Origin of the sequence: Streptomyces griseomycini (genome assembly GCF_014203535.1) — a bacterium.
Taxonomy (GTDB): Bacteria; Actinomycetota; Actinomycetes; order Streptomycetales; family Streptomycetaceae; genus Streptomyces; species Streptomyces griseomycini.
The window spans coordinates 40,408-60,608 of sequence record NZ_JACHJI010000009.1 but is presented as its reverse complement, the minus strand read 5'-3'; the positions used below and the strand labels follow the sequence as shown (position 1 = coordinate 60,608).

The window sequence follows — 20,201 nt, the reverse complement described above, 5'->3', positions numbered from 1 at the left end:
CCGTAGGCAAAGACCCATTGACGTCACGGTTTCCGTCGGATTCCATTCTGCGCAACCGGGAGCGGACACACGACGTACGACCTGATCCGCCGGAGGCGATAGCGCTCCCGGCCGTCACCTCTTGTCGCACGAGTCGATCGGAACCACCGCATGACCGACACGCTCCGCCCCGCCGAGACCGCCGTCCCCCCGGCCCCGGCGGACCCGGACAGTCCCCGGAAGCTCAAACGGTCCATCGGGGTCGTCGGCGGCACCCTCCTCACCCTCTCGTGCGTGACGCCGGCCTCGACGCTGTTCGTGGTCGTCCCCGACCTGTTCGGCTCCCTGGGCACCGCCACCGCCCTCACCATCGCCGTCGGCTCGCTGCTCTGCGTCGCCGTGGCGTTCTGCTACTCGGAGCTGGGCACCCTCGTCCCCAGCGCGGGCGGCGAGTACGCGATGGTCTCCACGCTCGCCGGCCGGCTGGCGGGCTGGCTGGTCTTCGTGCTGTCCCTGCTGGTGGTGATGATCGTCCCGCCGGTGATCGCGATGGGCACGGCCGACTACCTCGCCCCCATCGCCCACCTCGACCCGTCCTGGACCGGCGCCGCCGTCATGCTGCTCGCCACCCTCGCCGGCCTGCTGGACCTGCGCGCCAACGCCTGGATCACCGGCGTCTTCCTGGTCCTGGAGGTCATCGCGGCGGCCGTGGTGGCGGTGCTGGGCTTCGCCCACGGCGAGCGCGGCCTCGACAGCCTCGCCTCCATGGAGGTCGCCGGCGCCGACGGCCGCCCGGACGCCGTGACCGCCCTGCTGGTCGTCTCCGGGCTCGCCATCGCCCTGTTCATCACCCAGGGCTTCTCCACGGCCGTCTACCTCTCCGAGGAACTGGAGAACCCGCGCCGCAACGTCGCCCGCACGGTGCTGGCCACCCTCGGCATCTCCGCCGTCATCATCCTGGTCCCGGTCGTCGCCATCACCCTGGGCGCCTCCGACCTCGCCGCGCTGACCGGCGGCGACATCTCCGCCATGGTCACCGCCTGGTCCAACTCCGCCGTCGGCACCTTCGTCAGCCTCTGCGTGGCGCTCGCGATCGTCAACGCCGGCATCGTCATGGTCATCCAGAACTCGCGCGTCCTGTTCGCCTCCGCCCGCGACAAGGCCTGGCCGGAGCCGGTGAACGCCGTCTTCTCCCGGCTCGGCCGCTTCGGCTCCCCCTGGGTCGCCACCCTCGCGGTCGGCGTCCCCGGCGCGGTCCTGTGCTTCGTGAACCTGGACACCCTGTACGGGGTCACGGGCGTCTCCGTCACCGGCATGTACCTGCTCGTCGCCGCCGCCGCCCTGCTCTCCCGCCGCGGCGCCCACCGCCACGCCCGCGCCTGGCGCATGCCGCTGTGGCCCGCCGTACCGGCCCTGCTGATCGTGGTCCTGGGCTACGTCCTCACCCAGCAGGAGCCGGAGCACCTGCTGTGGACCGGCGGCATCACCGCGGTCGCCACCCTCTACTGGGCCCTCTACCTCCGCCCCCGCGCCACCACCCGCTGGCTGGTGACCCTGCCGGAGGACGCGCGGTCGTAGGCGCCGCCGTACCACGGACGCGGTACACGGCGGCGGCTCCGTACGCCGCCGGGAGGGGACCGGGTTCGGTCTCCGGTCGGCATCACCCCGACAGGTTCGCCCCGTACGGTTGACGCATGGATCTTCGACTGCCCGGAGCGCGGTGGCCGCGGTCACGGCGGCCGCGACGGATCACGGCCGCCGCGGCCGCCGTCGTCGTGCTCGCCGGTGCCGGTACCTGGACCGCCGTCGCCTCGGACGACCCGCCCGCGGTCCACCGCGCCGACCGGGTCATGAGCGTGGGCGACGGGGTGCGGATCGACACCTCGTACTTCACCGCCGGACCCGACGGCCGCCGCCCCGCCGTCCTGCTCGGGCACGGCTTCGGCGGCAGCAAGGACGACGTGCGGCAGCAGGCCGAGGACCTCGCGCGCGACGGGTACGCCGTCCTCACCTGGTCCGCGCGCGGCTTCGGGAAGTCCACCGGGAAGATCGGGCTGAACGACCCGGAGGGCGAGGTCGCCGACGTCTCCCGGCTCCTCGACTGGCTGGCGGACCGGCCCGAGGTCGAGCTCGACGGACCCGGCGACCCGCGCGTCGGCATGGCCGGCGCCTCGTACGGCGGCGCCGTCGCCCTCCTCGCCGCCGGGCACGACGACCGGGTCGACGCCGTCGCCCCGGCGATCACCTACTTCGACCTCGCCGACGCGCTCTTCCCGAACGGCGTCTTCAAGAAGCTGTGGGCGGGCGTCTTCGTCGCCTCCGGCGGCGGCTGCGAGCGGTTCGAGCCCGCGCTGTGCGCGATGTACGAGCGGGTCGCCGAGTCCGGCACCCCGGACGCGCGGGCCCGTGAGCTGCTGGAGGAACGCTCGCCGTCCGCCGTCGCCGACCGCATCGACGTGCCGGCCCTCCTCGTGCAGGGCCAGTCCGACTCCCTCTTCCCGCTCGGCCAGGCCGACGCCGCCGCGCAGGCGATCCGTGCGGGCGGAGCCCCCGTCGGCGTCGACTGGATCGCGGGCGGGCACGACGGCGGCGACCCGGAGACGAGCCGCGTGCAGCAGCGCGTGCGCGCCTGGTTCGACCGGTACCTGAAGGACGACGAGGGCGCCGACACCGGCCCCGCCTTCCGCGTCACCCGCACCGGGGGCGTCGACTCCACCGACGGCGAGGCACAGCTGCGCGGCGCGAGCGCGGACCGCTACCCGGGCCTGGGGGACGGCGGCAGGTCCTTCCCCCTCACTGGACGCGAGCAGAGCTTCGCCAACCCGGCCGGCGCCAGTCCGCCCGCCGTCTCCGCGCTCCCCGGCCTCGGCGGCTCCGGCGGCCTGGCCCAGCTGTCCTCCCTCGGCGTCGGGGTGTCCCTCGACTTCCCCGGCCAGCACGCCCGCTTCGAGTCCGCCCCGGTCGGCACCGACCTGCGGATCACCGGATCGCCGACGGTCACCGTCCACGTGAAGTCGACGAGCGAGGACGCCGTGCTGTTCGGCAAGGTGTACGACGTCGGCCCGGACGGCAGGCAGCAGGTGCTGCCCTCCCAGCTGGTCGCGCCGGTCCGCGTCGAGGGCGCCGGGGCCGGAAGGGACGTGACGCTCACCCTCCCGGCCGTCGACCACGAGGTGCGCGAGGGCCACCGCCTGCGCCTCGTCCTCGCCTCCACCGACCTCGGCTACGCCTCACCGGCCGCCCCGGCGACGTACACCGTCTCCCTGAAGAGCGACCTCACGGTGCCCACCGCGCCCGGTGTGACCACCGCGGCGGCCCCGCTGCCCGCGTGGGTGTGGTGGCTGCCGGCCGCCGGTGCCGTGATCGCCCTCGCCCTGGTCCTCACCGGCCGCCGCCGCACGACGGCCGCGGCCGTCGACCCCGACCTGGCCGACGTACCGCTCCAGATCACCGGCCTGAGCAAGCGCTACGCCCGCTCCGCCGACCGGTACGCCGTGCAGGACCTGTCCTTCCGCGTCGAACGGGGCCAGGTCCTCGGCCTCCTCGGCCCGAACGGCGCGGGCAAGACGACGACCCTGCGCATGCTGATGGGCCTGATCAAGCCGGACGGCGGCGAGATCCGCGTCTTCGGCCACGCGGTCCGGCCCGGCGCCCCCGTGCTGTCCCGGGTCGGCGCCTTCGTCGAGGGCGCCGGCTTCCTGCCGCACCTGTCCGGCCGGGAGAACCTCGAGCTGTACTGGAGGGCCACCGGCCGCCCGCCCGAGGACGCCCACCTGGACGAGGCCCTCCGGATCGCCGGGCTCGGCGACGCCCTCGCCCGCGCGGTGCGCACCTACTCCCAGGGCATGCGCCAGCGCCTCGCCATCGCCCAGGCCATGCTCGGCCTGCCGGACCTGCTCATCCTCGACGAACCGACCAACGGGCTGGACCCGCCCCAGATCCGCGAGATGCGCGAGGTGATGATCCGGTACGCCGCCGCCGGGCGCACGGTGATCGTCTCCAGCCACCTGCTGTCCGAGGTCGAACAGTCCTGCACCCACCTCGTCGTCATGGACCGCGGGCGGCTCGTCCAGGCGGGCCCGGTGCACGAGATCGTCGGCTCCGGCGACACCCTGCTCGTCGGGACCGTGACCCCCGTGGACGAGCCGGTCGCCGAGAAGATCGCCGCGCTGCCGGGCGTCGCCTCGGCCGTCCGCACCGACGGGGGGCTGCTGGTCCGGCTCGACGCGGACGGCACCGCCCCGCGCCTGGTCGCCGAACTGGTCCGGCTCGAGGTCCCCGTGGCGTCGGTCGGCCCGCACCGCCGCCTCGAGGACGCCTTCCTCACCCTGATCGGAGGTTCCGCATGAGCACGCTCACCGAGCGGAACGAGCCCGCCGAGCCGGCCGGACCCGCCGCGCCCGCCGAGCCGGCCGTGTCCGTCGAGGCCGCCGCCGGCTACCGCGCGGGCCGCACCCTGCCCCTCCGGGTGGAGCTGGTCCGCCAGCTCAAGCGCCGCCGCACCGTCGTCATGGGCGCGATCCTCGCCGTCCTGCCGTTCGTGCTGGTGGTCGCCTTCGCGATCGGCGGGGAGCCGGACCGTCCGGGCGGCCGGGTGAACCTGATGGACACGGCCACCGCGTCCGGCGCCAACTTCGCCGCAGTGAACCTGTTCGTGTCGGCGGGCTTCCTCCTGGTCATCCCGGTCGCCCTGTTCTGCGGGGACACGGTCGCCTCGGAGGCCGGCTGGTCCTCCCTGCGCTATCTGCTCGCCGCGCCCGTGCCCCGCATGCGGCTGCTGTGGTCCAAGCTGATCGTCGGACTGGGCCTGAGCCTCGCCGCGATGGTGCTGCTGCCGCTGGTGGCGCTCGCCGTCGGCACGGCGGCCTACGGGTGGGGCCCGCTGCAGATCCCCACCGGCGGCGCGCTGGACCCCGGCACGGCGGCCCAGCGGCTCGTGGTGGTCGTGGCGTACCTCTTCGTGTCGCAACTGGTCACCGCCGGGCTCGCGTTCTGGCTGTCCACCCGGACCGACGCCCCGCTGGGCGCGGTCGGCGGCGCCGTCGGCCTGACCATCGTCGGCAATGTGCTCGACGCCGTCACCGCCCTCGGCGACTGGCGCCACTTCCTGCCCGCGCACTGGCAGTTCGCCTGGGCGGACGCCGTCCAGCCGACGCCGGAGTGGTCCGGCATGATCCAGGGCGCCGCCGTCTCCGTCACGTACGCCCTCGTGCTGTTCGCGCTGGCCTTCCGCGGGTTCGCCCGCAAGGACGTGGTCTCCTGACGCCGGACCGCACGCGGGCCGCGCACGGTCCGCGTGCGGTCCAACCGGGTGAACCTGCGCAACCGATTCCCGTGGGTCGGGTTGATGAAGGAGTAGGCCATGCGACAGCCGAGGGTCAGAACGCGTGGCCTCGGTTGCCGATCTCCATGCCGGGGCCGGCCAGTCCCATTCTTCAAGCAGGAAGACAACCACATTGCGACAGACCCTGAGCAGGGGAGTGTTCGCGGCGGCCGCCGCCACGGGCATTCTGACCCTGTACGGAACCCCCGCCCTCGCCGACTCGCACGCGGTGGGCGGTGCCGAGGATTCTCCCGGTGTGCTGTCCGGGAACAACGTGCAGGCACCGGTGCACGTGCCGGTGAACGTGTGCGGCAACACCATCGGTGTGGTCGGGGCGCTCAACGGCGCGTTCGACAACTCCTGCGGCAACACCTCGCACGCGCACAAGTCCGAGGACCGGTCGTCGGACTCCTCCCACGCGGACTCCTCCTACGGCGACTCCGCGTACGGTGACCCCTCCCACGGCGGCGCGCACGCGGTGGGCGGTGCCGAGGGATCCCCCGGCGTGGCGTCCGGGAACAACGTGCAGGCACCGGTCGACGTGCCGGTGAACGTGTGCGGCAACGACATCACCGTGATCGGGGCGCTCAACACGACGGCCGGCAACTCCTGCGGCAACACCTCGCACGCGCACAAGTCCGGGGACCGGTCGTCGGACTCCTCCTACGGAGACTCCTCCTACGGCGACTCCGCGTACGGCGGCGCGCACGCGGTGGGCGGTGCCGAGGGATCCCCCGGCGTGGCGTCCGGGAACAACATCCAGGTTCCGGTGCACGTGCCGCTGAACGTGTGCGGCAACGTCGCCTCCCTGGTCGGGCTGTTCGACTCCACGTACGGCAACTCCTGCGGCGACACCGCCGGCTACGGTTACGGCTACGGCGAGGACGACACGACCCCGCCCGCCGTCACCCCCACCCCCACCCCCACCCCGAAGCCGACCCCGGCGACGCCCGAGCCCGGCGAGAAGACGCCGCCCGCGCCGCCGACCGTCGACGAGGAGCAGCCCGGCACCGTGCCCCACCTGGCCGAGACCGGCAGCGAGGGCATGATCGCCGCCTCGGCCGCCAGCGCCGCGCTGATCGCGGGCGGGGCGATGCTGTACCGCCGCCGGCGCGTCGGCGCCGGCCGCTAGCCGCTCCCGGGTGCCGGCGCACGGGTCCACCCCTCCCGGCGCCGGCTCCCGCCGGAGCGCGACACGTCCCCCGGACCGACCCGGGCCACCCCGCGAGGTGGCCGAGCGGGTCCGGGGGACGAACCGTGTGCGCGGGCGGGCGCCGCACGCCGTCACCGTCCGCCCCCGGGCCCCCGCGTCAGTGGCCCACCGGTGACGGCGACGTGCTCCGGCCGGCGCCGCCCGGAACGGGAACCGTCCCGCGCGGCGGAGTCGCCCTGAGCCGGCGGCGCACCCCCTGCACGAGCGTCGCCGCCGTGAACGTCGCGCCGTGCACGAAGCGCATGGCCGGGCCGAAGCCGGACGCGGTCACCAGGCCCGCGAGGAACAGCCCGGGGTGGGACGACTCGAAGGTGTGCCCCAGCGCGGGGGAACCGTCGGGCAGCGTCGCCAGCGTGCCGCGCAGCTCGGCGGAGAGCAGCCCGAGCCGGTCGCAGCGCGCCCGGAACCCGGTGGCGGCGATGACGTGTTCGGTCTCCAGGCTGCGCCGGGCGCCCTGGAGGCTGACCGTCTCCAGCAGCACCCCGCCCGGCACCGCGCTCGCCCTGGTGACCTCGTGGCCGGGCAGCAGGTCCACCGCCCGTTCCACCCGGTCCCGCACCCACCAGGCGCCCGCCGGACCCAGCGCCGTGGCCGCGATGCGCGACCGGGTCGCCTCCGGCAGCCGCCGGAAGAGGCCGGGGCGCTCGGAGTAGAACCAGTTCCGCCAGCCGGGGCCCAGACCGCTGTGCGGGGAGCGGACCGACTGCCACCAGGGGCGCTCCCAGGGCGGCGGCACGTCGTTCCACCGCAGCCGCTCCGCCCGCGCCAGCACCCGTACCCGCGTGCCCTGTTCGGCGAGCAGCGCCGCGGTCTCCAGCGCCGCCTGACCGCCGCCGATCACCGTGACGTCCTTGCCCTGGAACCGGCCCAGGTCGCTGTGGTGGCTGCTGTGCGTGACCAGGGCGGGGTGCAGTCCGCGCAGGGTCTGCGGCACCTCGATGAACGGCATCACGCCGACCGCCAGCGCCACGGTCCGCGCGCGCAGCGCCTCCCCGTCCTCGGTGACCACCGTGAAGCCGTCGGGGCCGGGCGTCACCCGGGTCACCGTGCGCTCGTCCACCGCCGGCACGGCGTGCCGGGCGAACCACAGGCCGTACGCCGCGAACGCCTCCACCGGGATCGGCTCGGCGTGGCGCGCCGTCAGACCCTGCTCGGCGCAGTAGGCGTCCAGCCGCCAGCGCCCGGCCGGGTCGGAGAGGTTGGACGCCCACGGTTCGGACTTCAGGAACATGCCGCCGGGCATGTGGTCCCGCCAGGACGCCATGGGCCGGCCGAACACGCGCAGGTGCAGACCGGCGGCCGCGGCGTGGGACGCGATCGACAGGCCGTACGGACCCGCGCCCACCACCAGAAGGTCGTACATCATCAACTGCTCGCTTTCTCGTTGTCGGTCAGGGAGGAGGAGACCGCCCGGGAGGCCGCCCGGGGGATCGCGCGCGGTGCCGGCACCGGGGCCGTCGCGGCCAGCCGCTCGCGCAGCCGGCCGGACACGTGACGGCACCACAGGGCCCACATCGCCCATCCGGGGCCGCGGTCGTCCCGGGCGTACCAGGCCAGTTCGCGGCCGCCCGGCGCCGTGCGCAGCGCGGCGAACGGCGCGTAGTTCTCCACCACGAACGCCCGCCCGGCCACCGGGTCCCCGTCCGGCATCTCACGGCCCGTCAGGTCCAGGTGCAGGGCGCGTACGACGTCCAGTCCCGCGCTGTCCGCGAAGAGCCGGAACTGGGCGCCGGGACGCGGGTTGAAGTCGAGCAGGTGGTAGCGGCCCGTCGCGCCGCAGCGGCGGAAGTCGAGGTCGAGGACGCCGCGGTAGCCGAGCGCGTCGACGAGCCGCTCGGCCAGGGCCCGCACCTCGGGGTTGGGCGTCCAGCGGCCCACTGCGGTCAGGCCCGCCCCGCGCGGCCAGGACAGCTGCTTGCGGCCCGGGCCGCCCGCGCGGACGGTGCCCGAGCGGTCGGCGTAGCCGTGGAAGAACCAGTCCCGGTCCGGCCCCGGCGGTAGGTACGCCTGCAGCAGCAGCCGGCTGCCGGCCTCCCCGGTGCGCAGGTACAGCTCCCGGGCCTGCTGCGCGGAACGCACCACCTGGGTGCTGCGCAGCCCGCTGCCGGCGGGCAGCAGCCAGGGCCGGCTCCATTTCGCCACCAGCGGCAGCCCGAGCCGCCGCGCGTCGTCGGCGGCCCGCGCCGGGCTGTCCGGGACCAGCGTCACCGGGTGCGGGACGTCCGCGGACGCGCACAGGGCGGCCAGTTCCGCCTTGTCGGCGACGCGTTCGGCCAGCGCACCCGGCAGCTCGGGCAGCAGGTAGGACGGGGCGAGGTCGTCCCGTGCGCGGCTGACGGCGATGGCGCTCGCGTCGTCCAGCGGGACCAGCACGGCGGGACGCGCGATCCGTTCGGCCACGCGGTGCAGCGCGGCGAGGATCTCCCGCTCCGGCGCTCCCGGGGAGGGCGGGGGGTGCATGCGGTGCGCGTAACGCGACCGGTGGACGGGACTTCCCGTCGCATCGGCGACGACGTGCACCTCCACGCCCGCCCTGCCGAGCGAGCGCACCGCCCCCAGAGTTCCGTGGTGAAAGGGGTTCCGGTCGATCCGCAGCAGTACGGCGGGAACACGGGTGTCGAGCAGCGGCACGATTTCTCACTTTCTCTTGGCTTTTCCTTGGTTCGGCTCATGCGTGTGAATCACTCACCCGGGCGAGCCCGGCACTCGAAAGCCGCACGGCGCTGGCGCCGTCGATTTTCCTGTGCCTTTACTTCACATGACTGTTCGTCAACGACGAGAGCAGCGTCAGAAGGCGGACGAGAGCGAGAAAAGGAGCAGCCATGGCGCCACAGCACAAGCGGATCCGGGTCCGCGGGATGGCCGTGGGCGCGGCGGCGGTCGTGGTGTCGGCCGCCCTGGCGGCCGGTCCCGTGGCGGGGCCGGAGGCGGTGCGAACCGACGACTCCCGCCCTCCGGCGCCGGCCCCGACGGTGCCCGGGACCACGCCCCCGGTCCCCGTGGCACCGGTCGTCCCCCTGCCGTCGGTCACGGCCCGGGACGTCCCGGTGCCCCGTCCGGGGGCGCCGGCCTTCGGCGCCTTCCTCGCCTCGGACGCCCGCGGCGTGGCCCGCATGGAGCAGTTCAGCCGCTGGCTGGGCGGTGCCGAGCTGCTCGTCGGGCACACCTATCTGCCCGGCAACCACTGGAGCGACATCGAGGGTGACATCCGCTTCCTCGAGGACTGGGCGCACTGGCGCAACGCGAAGGACGACCGGATGCTCGTCCTCAACGTCCCCATGCAGGAGCGCAACGAGGCGGGCGTCCCCGACGACGAGGTGCGGCGGTTGCTGCGGCGGGGCGCCGCCGGGGAGTTCGACCACCACTTCCGCGCGCTCGCCGAGCGGCTGGTCGCGCTGAAGGTGCCGGACACGGTCCTCGTCCTCGGCTGGGAGATGAACGGCACCACCTACACCCACCGGTGCGGGCCCGACCCGGAGGCCTGGAAGAAGTACTGGAACCGGATCGTCGCCGCCATGCGCGCGGTGCCGGGCCAGAAGTTCCGGTTCGATTTCACGCCGAGCCGCGGCCGGGACGCCGTTCCCTGGACGGAGTGCTACCCGGGCGACGGCACGGTCGACGTCATCGGCATGGATTCCTACGACCAGCCGTCCGGAATGTCGTTCGACGAACAGGTGAGGGAGCCCTACGGACTGCAGGCGCACGTGGATTTCGCGAAAGCCCACGGAAAACCCGTCTCCTATCCCGAATGGGGGCTCTTCCGCAACGGCGACAATCCCGAGTACGTGCGGCGCATGCTCGCGTGGATGGACGAGCACCGGCCGCTGTACAACACGGTGACCGACTACTGTCCGCACGGCGTGTGGCAGTGCGACGAGAACCCCGAGTCGTCCCGCGTCTACCGGTCCGTCCTCTCCGGCCGTTCCGACGGCGAGCCGACCCCGGCCCCCACGCCCACTCCCACCCCCACACCGCCCGTGCCCAGCACCCCGCTGCCCCCGGAGAACTGCTCGCCGCTGGACCTGGGCAGCTGGGTGGAGCACTGGCTCGGCGGGAAGCTCTGCCTCCGCTTCGACTGGTGGTCGCGCACCCGCTAGCGCCGGCGCCGTCCCGGCCGGGTCCACCGCCCTCACCGCTGTCCCTGTGCGTCGGCGGCGGTGGCCGGGCCCGGCACCGAGGCGGCGGGCACGGGATCCTCGTCCCGGCCGGGCCGCCCCGGCCGGGCGAGCAGGGCCAGACCGCCCAGCAGCCCGCCGGCGCTCGCACCGACCAGGGTGGTCACCGCCGACGACGCGGACGCCGGCTCGGTCGGCTCCACCGCGCGCGAGAACCGCACCAGCCGGACCTGGGTGCTGTCCCGGGTGCCCTCCGCGTGCTGGGTCAGCGCGCGGGCGACCGCGTCGGCCATGTCGACGGCGAGCCCGGGCCGCGAGGAGGTCGCCGTGACGGCGACCATCGGCGCGTCCGGCGAGGTCGCCGCGCGGACGCCGTCCCGCAGCGTCCGCACCGGCACACCGGCCCACACCTGCGCGTCGCCGAGCACCGCGAGCTGCGTGGCCACCCGGCCGTACGCCTGCGCGAAGCCGCGGGCGGCCTCCGGGGGCGCCTCGTCCGTCGGTACGGCGACGACGTAACTGGTGGCCGTGTACGCCGGGGGCGTCAGCAGCCCGTACGCGCCGCCGCACAGACCGCCGACGAGCGTGCCCGCCACGAGCGCGGACCAGGCCGGCAGCCCCCTGACGCGGGCCAGGACGGAGGCCGGGGACGGGCGGCGCCGACGGGTCGGGGTGTCGGTCATGACGGGCTTGCTCCCAGAGGTGCGGGGGACGGCGACGAGCCGGCGACGGCTGCCGCGTACACGTCCATGAGGCGGGCGGTGCTGCGGGTGATGCTGTAGTGGTGCGCGGCCCGGGGCGCCGTGCGCGGACCGGGACCCGCCGCGCGGACCTCGGCGATCGCGCGGGCGTACGCCTCGGGACCGCCGTCCACCCGCCGGGCGCCGGCGGCGGCCGCCGGGGGCAGGTCCTCGATCGCCGGGCAGGAGGTGTAGAGCACGGGCAGGCCCGCCGCCAGCGCCTCCACGACCGCCAGTCCGAAGGCCTCCTCCGCGGACGGGGCGGCGAGCAGGTCCATCGCCGAGGTGAGTGCGGGCAGGTCGGGGCCCGGGGAGCCGTCGGGGACGTAGGGGCGCTCGCCGGTGAACAGGACCCGGCCGGCCACACCGGCCTCGTGGGCCGTGCGGCGCAGGACGTGCTCCTCGGGGCCGCCACCCACCAGCAGCAGCCAGTGGTCCTCCGGCAGCCGGGCCAGCGCGCGGACGAGGACGTCGAACCGCTTGCCCCGGGCGAGCCGGCCGACGCCGCCGACGACGAACGCCCCCTCGGGCAGGCCGAGGCGCCGGCGGGTGCGCTCCCGCCGTTGCGGATCGAAGCGGAAGCGGTCCAGGTCGATGCCGTTGGGGACGACCTCGATGCGGGGCGCGGGCACGCCCCAGCGCTTCAGGCGCTCGGCCACCGCCGCGGAGACGGCGACCGTCGCCGAGCCGAGCCGCTCGCTGGCGAGGTACAGCCCGCGCACCCCCGCCGTCAGGCTGCGGCCCTCCATCTGCGAGTCGCCCAGGGAGTGTTCGGTGGCGACGACCGCGCGGACGCCGGCGGCGCGCGCGGCGAGCCGGCCGTAGACGCAGGCCCGGTACAGGTGCGTGTGCACCAGGTCGTAGCCGCCGGCGCGGATCAGCCGGACCAGGCGCGGGAGCGCGGCCAGGTCGCGGTTGCCGCCCATGCCGAGGTGCACGACGCGGACGCCGTCGGCGGTGAGGCCGTCGGCGACCGGGCCGGGGTTGGTGAGCGTCACCACGTCGCACTCGACGGGCAGGTGACGCAGCAGCAGCCGCAACTGCTGCTCGGCCCCGCCGACGCCGAGGCCGGTGATGATGTGCAGCGCCCTCATCTCACACGCCCTCCGCCGGGCGCCGGCGCAGCCGGTGCAGCCGGTACTTCAGGTGCAGGCGCCACGCCGTGTCGTTCTGCCCGACGTGCACGCGCGGCAGGGCGTGCGGGCCGGTCAGCGGGCCGGGGTCGATGGCGCAGGCGTAGGCGTAGCCCGCCTCCCGCACGGCCTCGACGGCGCGGGCGTCGATCGTGCCGTACGGGTAGCAGAAGCCGTCGACCCGGGCGCCGGTCAGCTCCACGAGCCGCGCGCGGCTCTCGGCGACCTCGGTCTTCAGCGCGACGTCGTCCGCCGCCGTGAGGTCGACGTGCGTCAGCCCGTGCGAGCCGATCTCCACGCCCTCCGCGGCCGCGTGCCGGATGCCGTCCGCGGTCAGCAGCGGCTTGCGCGGGCCGAGCGGGTCCCAGGCGTTGTCGCCGCCGAGCCGTCCGGGCAGCACGAAGAGGGTGGCGCCGCAGTTCCAGCGGCGCAGCAGCGGCAGGGCGTCGGTGACGAAGTCGGCGTACCCGTCGTCGAAGGTGAGCCCGACCAGGCCCCGCGCCACGCCCCGGGCGCGGGCGGCGAGCAGCTCGGCCACGGACACGCCCCGCAGCCCGCGCCGGCGCAGCCAGGCCAGCTGTTCCGCGAGCCGCTCGGGGGTGACGGTGATGCGGTACGGATCGTCCGAGCAGTCGCCCACCGAGTGGTACATCGCCACCCACGGGACGGGACCCGGACGACGCGGGGCGGGGAGGGCGCCGGTGCCGGCGGGTTCGACGGATTCAACGGAAGCGGCCATGTGCGAGCCTTCGTGTGACGGTGCGTACGGAGCGCAGTGCGGATGCGGAGCCCTGGACGCCGAGGGCCAGGGAGAGGGCGGCGAAGACGGCGGTCACGGTCAGGCAGCCCGCCGCGAGGCCCGCCGCCGACGACTCCGGCCGGCCCGCGGCGAGCGCCCCGGCGGCGGTGGCGGCGGCCGCGGCGAGCACGGGCCCGCCCAGCCCGGCCAGCACCCGCCGGACGCGGACCGAGACACCGGGGGAGCCGGCGCGCCGGGCGGTGCGCAGCCCGGCCAGCAGCAGGGCGGCGGTGACGGTGATGCCGAAGGCGTTGGCGGCGGCGATCCCCGCCACCCCCCAGCGGTCCACGGTCGCCGTGCCGATCAGGGACGTCGCGACGACGCCCACGGCCATCACGCCGACGGGGTACCAGCTCGGCCGGCCCGTCGAGAAGTACGACCGGATCAGGGCGCCCACCAGGGTCTGCCCCAGCAGCCCGAGGGCGTACACGCGCATGACGTCCGCCGTCGCGGCGGTGTCGCCCGCGGTGAACGCGCCGCGCTGGAAGAGCAGTTCGACCATCTGCGGGGCGCAGGCGAGCACCGCGGCCGCGCCCAGCAGCACCACGCAGGAGGCCAGCACCAGATCCCGCTCCACGCGGGCGCGGGCCCGCTCGGTGTCGCCGTCCGCGAGCGCCCGCGCCACCACGGGGAAGGTGACGGTGCACAGCATCAGCGACAGCGTCATCGGGATCTGCGCGACCTTCTGCGCGTAGTTCAGGTGCGAGATGGCCCCGGCGGGCAGCGAGGAGGCCAGGAAGCGCTCGACGAGGACCTGCGACTGGCGGCACAGCGCGAACAGGAGCACGGCCGCGAGCAGGGCGAGACGCACCGGCCGCTCCCCGCCGTCGGACCCGCCGTCGGACCCCGTGTCGGCCGAGGCCCCCGCCCCGGCCCCGTCGGGTGCCGGACCGCGCGACGCCAGCCGCCGCAACAGCGACGGAAGCTGCACCGCCACCATCAGGCAGCCGCCCACCGCGACCCCGACCGCCGCGGAGCGCACCCCCCACGCACCGCCGAGCAGGAACATCGCGGCGACGATGCCGGTGTTGTAGGCGACGTAGATCGCCGCGGGCGCGAAGAAGCGGCGGTGGGCCCGCAGGGCGGCGCTGCAGTACCCGGCGAGCCCGAAGGCCAGCACGCTGATCGCGGTGAGCCGGGTGCAGTCGACGGCGAGGCCCGGGTCGGGCAGACCCGGCGCCAGGCCCCGGACCAGGTAGGGGGCCGTGGCGGCGACCAGCGCGGCCACCGCGGCGAAGGCCAGGCACAGCCGGGGCAGGGTGGCGGCGACCAGGGCGCGGACCGGGTCGCCCGCGGCGCCCCGGGCACGGCGGGCCAGCGCCACGCTGAACGCCGGGATCAGCGCGATCGCCAGTCCGTCCTCGATCAGCAGCGTCGCGGCGATCTCCGGCACGGTCCACGCGACCAGGAAGGCGTCCGTGTCGCTCCCGGCGCCGAACAGCCGGGCCAGCGACTGGTCGCGCACCAGGCCCAGCAGGGAGCCGGCGACGGACAGCGACGCCGTGACGAGCGCGGCCCGGGCGAGGAACCCCCGGGACGGGGAGGCGTGGTCGCCGCCGTCCCCGGCCGGGCCGGCGGTACGCGCCGCGGGGACGGTCGCCGCCTCGTCGGCCGCGGACCCGGGGGTCCGGGAGGGCACCACCGTCATCGCGCCACCGCCTCCCCGGCGCGCCCGGACACCCCACCGCGGTGCGCGGCCTCCGTCCGTCCGCCGTCGGCCAGCGCCCACCACGCCGTGAGGCCCAGGCCCATGGCGGTCAGCACGGTGGAGGGGCCGCCGATGTCGCCGTACACGAAGTCGGTCAGCGTCCAGACCAGCAGCCCGCAGGCGACGAGCCCGCAGTCGGACCCCCGTCCGTGACGGCGCGCCCGCAGCAGCCGCCGCAGCCCGCACACCAGCAGCGCCAGCCAGCTGCCGGCGAGCGCGAGCAGCCCGATCAGGCCCTGCTCGCTCAGCACCAGCAGGTACATGCTGTGCGGGGACAGCAGCGCCTGCTTGTGGAACTCCTCCCCCGCGCCCTCGACGTCGCTGCCCGACGACAGCGCGAGGCCGGCGTGCTCGTCGCGGTACGCGGGGAAGTTCTTCAACCCCACGCCGGTCAGCGGGTGCTCGCGCCACATGCCGGTGGCGGACGCCCACAGGGTGTACCGGTCCACGACGGACTGGTCGGGGGCGTCGGTGACCTGCGTGATGCTGTCGAGCCGCTCCTGCAGCTGCGCCGTGCCGACGCCGAAGCCGCCCACCAGGACCACGCCCGCGGCGGCCGCGGCCGCGGCCGTCCACAGCGCCCGCCGCAGCCCGGCCAGCGCCAGCTGCACGGCGCACGTCAGGGCGGTCGCGATCCAGGCGCCCCGGCTGAAGGAGAGCGCGAGCGGCAGCAGCAGCACCAGGGCGCACCCGGCGGCGACCGCCCGCTGCCGCACCGGAGCCCGGCCCAGCGCGATCCCGGCCGCGCACACCAGGCCCAGCGAGACCGCCGCCGCCATGCCCATCACGTCCCCGGCCCCGAAGGTGCCGACCGCGCGGATGGTCTCGCCCTGGTAGGAGGCGCCGGTGGCGGTGACGTACTGGTGCACGCCGACCGCCCCCTGCCACAGGGCGAGCCCCACGAACGACCAGGCCAGCACGCGCAGGTCGGACCGGTGGCGCAGCAGCACCAGCACGGCCGCCGGGACCAGCACGAAGACCTGCAGGTAGCGGCTCAGGCCGGAGAACCCGGCCGCCGTCGAGGACGCCCCCATGGCGGCGAGCGCCAGGCCCACGACCGGCAGGCCCAGCACCACCGCCGCGACGGGCGACAGCGGGCGCCGCCGTTCCCGCAGCAGGCGGATCACGCAGTACCCCACCACCAGGGCGGAGACCGCGTCGGCGGGCCCCGCGCCGTCCCCCGCCGACGGCAGCGCCGCCAGGGCGACCACCGCCACCAGCGGCAGGACCGGCGCCGCCGCCGCGACCCGGCGCGGGAGCGGTGCGGCCCGGCGCGGCAGCGGTGCGAGGGCGTGGCTCACGGGCGGTCAGCTCCCCGTCGGACGGACCAGCGTGGCCGCGGTGCGCAGCAGGATGCAGACGTCCCGCCACAGCGACCAGTCGTCGATGTAGGCGTTGTCGAACCGGCAGCGGTCCTCGATCGAGGTGTCGCCGCGCAGCCCGTGGACCTGGGCGAGCCCGGTGATGCCGGTGCGCATCCGGTGGCGGGCCGCGTAACCGGGGTAGGTCTGGCTGAACTGCGCGACGAAATAAGGACGTTCGGGGCGCGGTCCGACCAGGCTCATGTCGCCGCGGAGCACGTTCCACAGCTGCAGCAGCTCGTCGAGCGAGGTGCGCCGCAGCATGCGGCAGAACCGGCGCATCTCGTGCTCGCCCGCCACGCTCCACCGGGTCGCCGACTCGTGCTCGTCGACCGGACGGTGGGTGCGGAACTTCAGCAGCGTGAACGGCCGCCCGTTCCGGCCGATGCGCTCCTGCCGGAACACCACGCCCGGCCCGTCGGTGATCCGCAGCGTCACCGCGCACACCAGCAGCAGCGGGCTGACCAGCAGCAGCAGCGTCCCCGACACCAGGACGTCGAGCAGCCGCTTGCCGGCGCCGCCGCCGCGCGCCGGGGCGAGGTCCAGCCGGCGGCAGGAGAACCCGGCGAGCCGTTCCCCCGGCGCGTACGACGGGGAGTCGGCGTCGACCTCCCAGACCACGCAGCCCGACTCGGCCAGCGCCCGCAGCAGCGGCCCCTGTTCGGCGCGCACCGAGGGGTGCACGGCGAGCACCGCCCGCACCCCGTTCTGGACGACCGCCCGATCGACCTCCTCACCCGTGCGCAGCACCGGAACGCCCTCGGTGCCGTCCGGCTGCGCGTCCGCGACGATCCCCACCGGCCGTACCCCGCACCCCGGATGGCGCAGCACGGCGGCGGCCACGCGCTGCGCGGTCGCCACCGGCCCGACGACGAGCGCGGCGTGCGGCCGGCGCAGCAGCGCGGCGCGCCGCCGCCCGTGCACGGCCGCGCGCAGCGCACAGCACGCGGTCGCCTGCAGGGCGAGGCCGGTCAGCACGGTCCGGGCGGACAGCGCGTGCTCCGGCCGGTACGCCGCCCAGAACGCCGCGACCGCCAGCCAGGCCACCGCGACGCGGCCGCACACGGCGGGCAGTTCCTCCAGCACCCCCGGCACCGGCGAGCCGCCGGCGCGCGGGCGCGACAGCAGCGACACGGCGATCAGCAGGGCGATGAGCAGGGGGTGGCGCTGGGCGCCGGTGAGCGCCAGCGCGCCCAGCAGGGCGGCGGCACCGTCCGCGACGCGCAGCGGGACCGGTGAGGCCGACCGTGCGGGGGGCCGCGGGACGGGCGACCGGAAGCCGGTCCCGGCGCCGGTGGTGTCGGTGCCGGTGGTGTCGGTGCCGCGCGGCGGCATGACGGACACGGGTGAGGATCCGTGCTCCCGTGGCGTTGCGCCGGGGGAGGGCACGGTACGTTCGGCGGTCACGAGTGGATGGACTCCCTGTGCTCGGATGGCTCGACGCGCTGTGTCGTCCGGTGGGCCCCGGCGCGCCAGGCCGCCCGGGACGGTCGCGTCCGTGCGGGGGCGGGCCGGGCGCCGAGCAGGTCGCGGTAGACGGCCGCGACCGCCCTGGCGGTGTGCCGCACGTCGTGGAGGGACAGCACGTGCCGGCGGCCCCGGTCGCCGAGCGACGCGCGCAGCGGCGGGTCGAGCAGCAGCGCGCCGACGGCACCGGCCAGCGCCCCGGGGTCCTCCGGCGGGACCAGGCAGCGGGTGGTGAAGGAGGGCGGCAGGCTCTCGCGGGCCCCGTCGACGTCCGTGACGACCACGGGCCGCCCGCAGGCCATCGCCTCCAGCGGGGCCAGCGCCATGCCCTCCCAGCGGGACGGCAGGACGACGAGGTCGGCGGCCTGGTACCAGGGGGCGGTGTCGCGGACGGCTCCCGCGAACAGCACGGACGCGGGGGCGTGCGCGCGCAGCCGGTCCCGGTCCGGTCCGTCGCCGACCAGGACGAGGCGGGCGTCGGGCACCCGGCGCACGACGGCGTTCCAGGCGTGCAGCAGCACGTCCTGCCCCTTCTGCCGGCACAACCGGCCCACGCACACGGCGAGCGGCGCCCGCGGCGGGAGGCCGGCGAGCGGCGCGAGCCCGGCCCGTACGGTGTCGGCGGGGGCCGGGCGGAAGCACTCGGGATCGATGCCGTTGGGGACGACGGCCCACCGGCCGGTGATCCCGGCGTGCACGCCCGTCGCGCGCTCCGCCTCGCTCACGCACACCACCCGTCCGGCCCACCGCGCCCCCCACCGCTCCCACCGCAGCGCCAGGGCCGCGGCGCCCCCGCCGACCGCCTCGAACGACCAGGCGTGCGGCTGGAAGACGGTCGGGATCCGCCCGCGCACCGCGAGCCGTCCGGCGAGCCCGGCCTTCGCGCTGTGCGCGTGCACCAGATCGGGGCGCACCTCGTCGATCAGCCGGGTGAGGTGCCGTACCTCCCGTACCAGCGACGCGCCCGGCGACCGCGTCGCCCGCCAGTGCCGCACGTGCGCGCCGAGCGCCCGCAGCCGGTCGCCGAGCGGGCTCTCGGGGCAGGCCGCGGTGACGTCCAGGCCGTCCGCCAGCTGGGCCCGGACCAGGTCGGTCACGACCCGCGCGACCCCGCCGTCCACCGGCTGGGTGAGGTGCAGGATCCGCGGCCGGCGGCCGGCCGGTGACGGGTACGGGGGCACGGTCTCCTCGCTCCCGAAGCTCCCGAAGCCCGCGGTGGCGTTCGGGGCGGGCTGCGGCGCGTTCACCGCCGGGCGTCGACGGCGGCGAAGAGCACGCCGGCCCACGCCGCGTCCCGCTGGGACGCCAGCCGGAAGGTCGCCTCGTCACCGGAGTGCGGCAGGGCACCCGCGAGGTCGAACACGTCGGAGTCGTAGCCGAGGGTGTTGGCGTACGCCGGTACCCGCGCCGGAGCCGTCCCGGGGTCGCTGACGGTGGAGTTCAGGACGTCGTCGCCGGGGTTGGCGCGGTCGGCGAGCGCGGTGGACACGGACGCGGGCCCGCCGGTGGTCAGGACGAGCGAGTCGCCGGGGGTGCCGCGGTCGCCGTTGTACGCCACCAGGCCCACCCGGCCCCCCGCGCCCGCGGGGAAGGGCAGGTCGCGCAGCGGGACGCGGGTCTCCCCGCGGGCCATCAGCGGTGCGAAGCCGTCCCAGAGCGCGAGGTGCCGCAGCGGTTCCGCCGGGTTCTCGTACGCCACCACCAGCGTCCAGCCGCCCCACGACCCGGCGGCCGACCGGCCCATGGCCACGTTGACCTGCGCCACCGTGTACAGGCCCGGCCCGCTGTCCCGCACCAGTGCGGTCACGTCCGCCGAGGCCTGGAAGGCGTCCGCGCCGTCCGCGACGCGGTGCCCGACGACCGTGTCCGCGAGGAGCTCCTTGTACTCCCCGCCGGGTTCGGCGATCAGCACCCGCCCGTTGTCCTGCCACGGCTTCTGCTCACCGGCGAGCAGGTTGCCGCCCCAGTACAGACGGGCGTACGTCACCCGGGAGCCGGCGGGCAGACGGACCTCCGCGCGGGAGGAGTTGTAGGTGTTCGGGTCGCTGTCGACGTCGACGTAGAACATGTCGAAGTCGCCGTTCACCCCGTGGCCGCCCGTCTGCGCGCCCCGGCACGACGACGCCTGCGCACGGCAGGTGACGGAGGTGTTGGCGGCGCGCACGATGCCGCCGTGCTGGAGTGCGCGGTACCGCTGGTCGAACGCGAGGTCGGTGGCCTCGGGTGCGGGCGCGGCCGACGCGGCCGGCGCGGCGGCCGGGGAGCCGCAGGGCGCCCACACCGCGGCGAGGGTGAGGACGCCCACCGTCGCATGGCGAAGCAGCTGACCCAGGGATTGGCGCATGACCGTCGGAGCCTTTCGG

The 20,201-nt window shown here is 75.8% G+C and carries 15 protein-coding genes; 5 read left to right on the top strand and 10 right to left on the bottom strand.

Annotated elements, in window-relative coordinates; translation table 11 throughout:
• Positions 1-150 precede the first annotated feature (150 nt).
• The 4 genes from FHS37_RS24780 to FHS37_RS24765 all read left to right on the top strand — a co-directional run bounded on the left by FHS37_RS24780 (position 151) and on the right by FHS37_RS24765 (position 6,434).
• The gene (locus FHS37_RS24780) at positions 151-1,557 is read left to right on the top strand and encodes an APC family permease (RefSeq protein WP_184824994.1); all 1,407 of its coding nucleotides are present in this window, start codon (positions 151-153) and stop codon (positions 1,555-1,557) included.
• Between the two features lie 116 nt (positions 1,558-1,673).
• A complete protein-coding gene (locus tag FHS37_RS24775; RefSeq protein ID WP_184824992.1) occupies positions 1,674-4,328 on the top strand; it encodes an alpha/beta fold hydrolase in 2,655 nt (884 codons plus the stop codon).
• The gene (locus tag FHS37_RS24770; protein WP_184824990.1) at positions 4,325-5,242 is read left to right on the top strand and encodes an ABC transporter permease; all 918 of its coding nucleotides are present in this window, start codon (positions 4,325-4,327) and stop codon (positions 5,240-5,242) included. Before FHS37_RS24775 ends, FHS37_RS24770 begins: the two co-directional genes overlap by 4 nt.
• A 193-nt stretch (positions 5,243-5,435) precedes the next feature.
• Positions 5,436-6,434: a chaplin gene (locus FHS37_RS24765; RefSeq protein WP_221500269.1), complete on the top strand. Its 999-nt coding sequence runs from the start codon at positions 5,436-5,438 to the stop codon at positions 6,432-6,434.
• Positions 6,435-6,612: 178 nt separating this feature from the next.
• On the opposite strand, the gene FHS37_RS24760 is transcribed toward FHS37_RS24765, so the two are convergent.
• A complete protein-coding gene (locus FHS37_RS24760; protein WP_184825467.1) occupies positions 6,613-7,878 on the bottom strand; it encodes an NAD(P)-binding domain-containing protein in 1,266 nt (421 codons plus the stop codon).
• A gap of 2 nt (positions 7,879-7,880) precedes the next feature.
• Complete coding sequence (locus FHS37_RS24755; RefSeq protein WP_184824988.1) at positions 7,881-9,146, bottom strand: carboxylate--amine ligase; 1,266 nt, start codon at positions 9,144-9,146, stop codon at positions 7,881-7,883.
• 191 nt (positions 9,147-9,337) lie between these two features.
• On the opposite strand from FHS37_RS24755, the gene FHS37_RS24750 reads away from it, so the two are divergent.
• Positions 9,338-10,612 (top strand): glycoside hydrolase family 26 protein, encoded by a 1,275-nt coding sequence (locus FHS37_RS24750; protein ID WP_184824986.1) that lies wholly within the window; start codon positions 9,338-9,340, stop codon positions 10,610-10,612.
• A gap of 32 nt (positions 10,613-10,644) precedes the next feature.
• Here the strand turns inward: FHS37_RS24750 and FHS37_RS24745 are convergent, their stop codons facing one another.
• The 8 genes from FHS37_RS24745 to FHS37_RS24710 all read right to left on the bottom strand — a co-directional run bounded on the left by FHS37_RS24745 (position 10,645) and on the right by FHS37_RS24710 (position 20,182).
• Positions 10,645-11,313: a YveK family protein gene (locus FHS37_RS24745; protein WP_184824984.1), complete on the bottom strand. Its 669-nt coding sequence runs from the start codon at positions 11,311-11,313 to the stop codon at positions 10,645-10,647.
• Positions 11,310-12,464 (bottom strand): glycosyltransferase, encoded by a 1,155-nt coding sequence (locus FHS37_RS24740; protein ID WP_184824982.1) that lies wholly within the window; start codon positions 12,462-12,464, stop codon positions 11,310-11,312. The genes FHS37_RS24745 and FHS37_RS24740 overlap by 4 nt, the downstream gene beginning before the upstream one ends.
• Position 12,465: 1 nt before the next feature.
• Positions 12,466-13,242, bottom strand: a complete 777-nt coding sequence (locus FHS37_RS24735) for a polysaccharide deacetylase family protein (RefSeq protein WP_184824980.1) — start codon at positions 13,240-13,242, stop codon at positions 12,466-12,468.
• The gene (gene murJ, locus FHS37_RS24730) at positions 13,226-14,950 is read right to left on the bottom strand and encodes a murein biosynthesis integral membrane protein MurJ (protein WP_184824978.1); all 1,725 of its coding nucleotides are present in this window, start codon (positions 14,948-14,950) and stop codon (positions 13,226-13,228) included. Before murJ ends, FHS37_RS24735 begins: the two co-directional genes overlap by 17 nt.
• Positions 14,947-16,311: an O-antigen ligase family protein gene (locus FHS37_RS24725; protein ID WP_184824976.1), complete on the bottom strand. Its 1,365-nt coding sequence runs from the start codon at positions 16,309-16,311 to the stop codon at positions 14,947-14,949. Before FHS37_RS24725 ends, murJ begins: the two co-directional genes overlap by 4 nt.
• A gap of 6 nt (positions 16,312-16,317) precedes the next feature.
• Entirely contained in the window at positions 16,318-17,778 is a 1,461-nt protein-coding gene (locus tag FHS37_RS24720) for an exopolysaccharide biosynthesis polyprenyl glycosylphosphotransferase (RefSeq protein ID WP_184824974.1), read from the bottom strand.
• On the bottom strand, positions 17,775-19,019 hold the full coding sequence (locus FHS37_RS24715; RefSeq protein WP_229889827.1) for a glycosyltransferase: 1,245 nt from the start codon (positions 19,017-19,019) through the stop codon (positions 17,775-17,777). The genes FHS37_RS24720 and FHS37_RS24715 overlap by 4 nt, the downstream gene beginning before the upstream one ends.
• Positions 19,020-19,081: 62 nt before the next feature.
• Positions 19,082-20,182: a DUF3344 domain-containing protein gene (locus tag FHS37_RS24710; protein ID WP_184824965.1), complete on the bottom strand. Its 1,101-nt coding sequence runs from the start codon at positions 20,180-20,182 to the stop codon at positions 19,082-19,084.
• Positions 20,183-20,201: the final 19 nt, after the last annotated feature.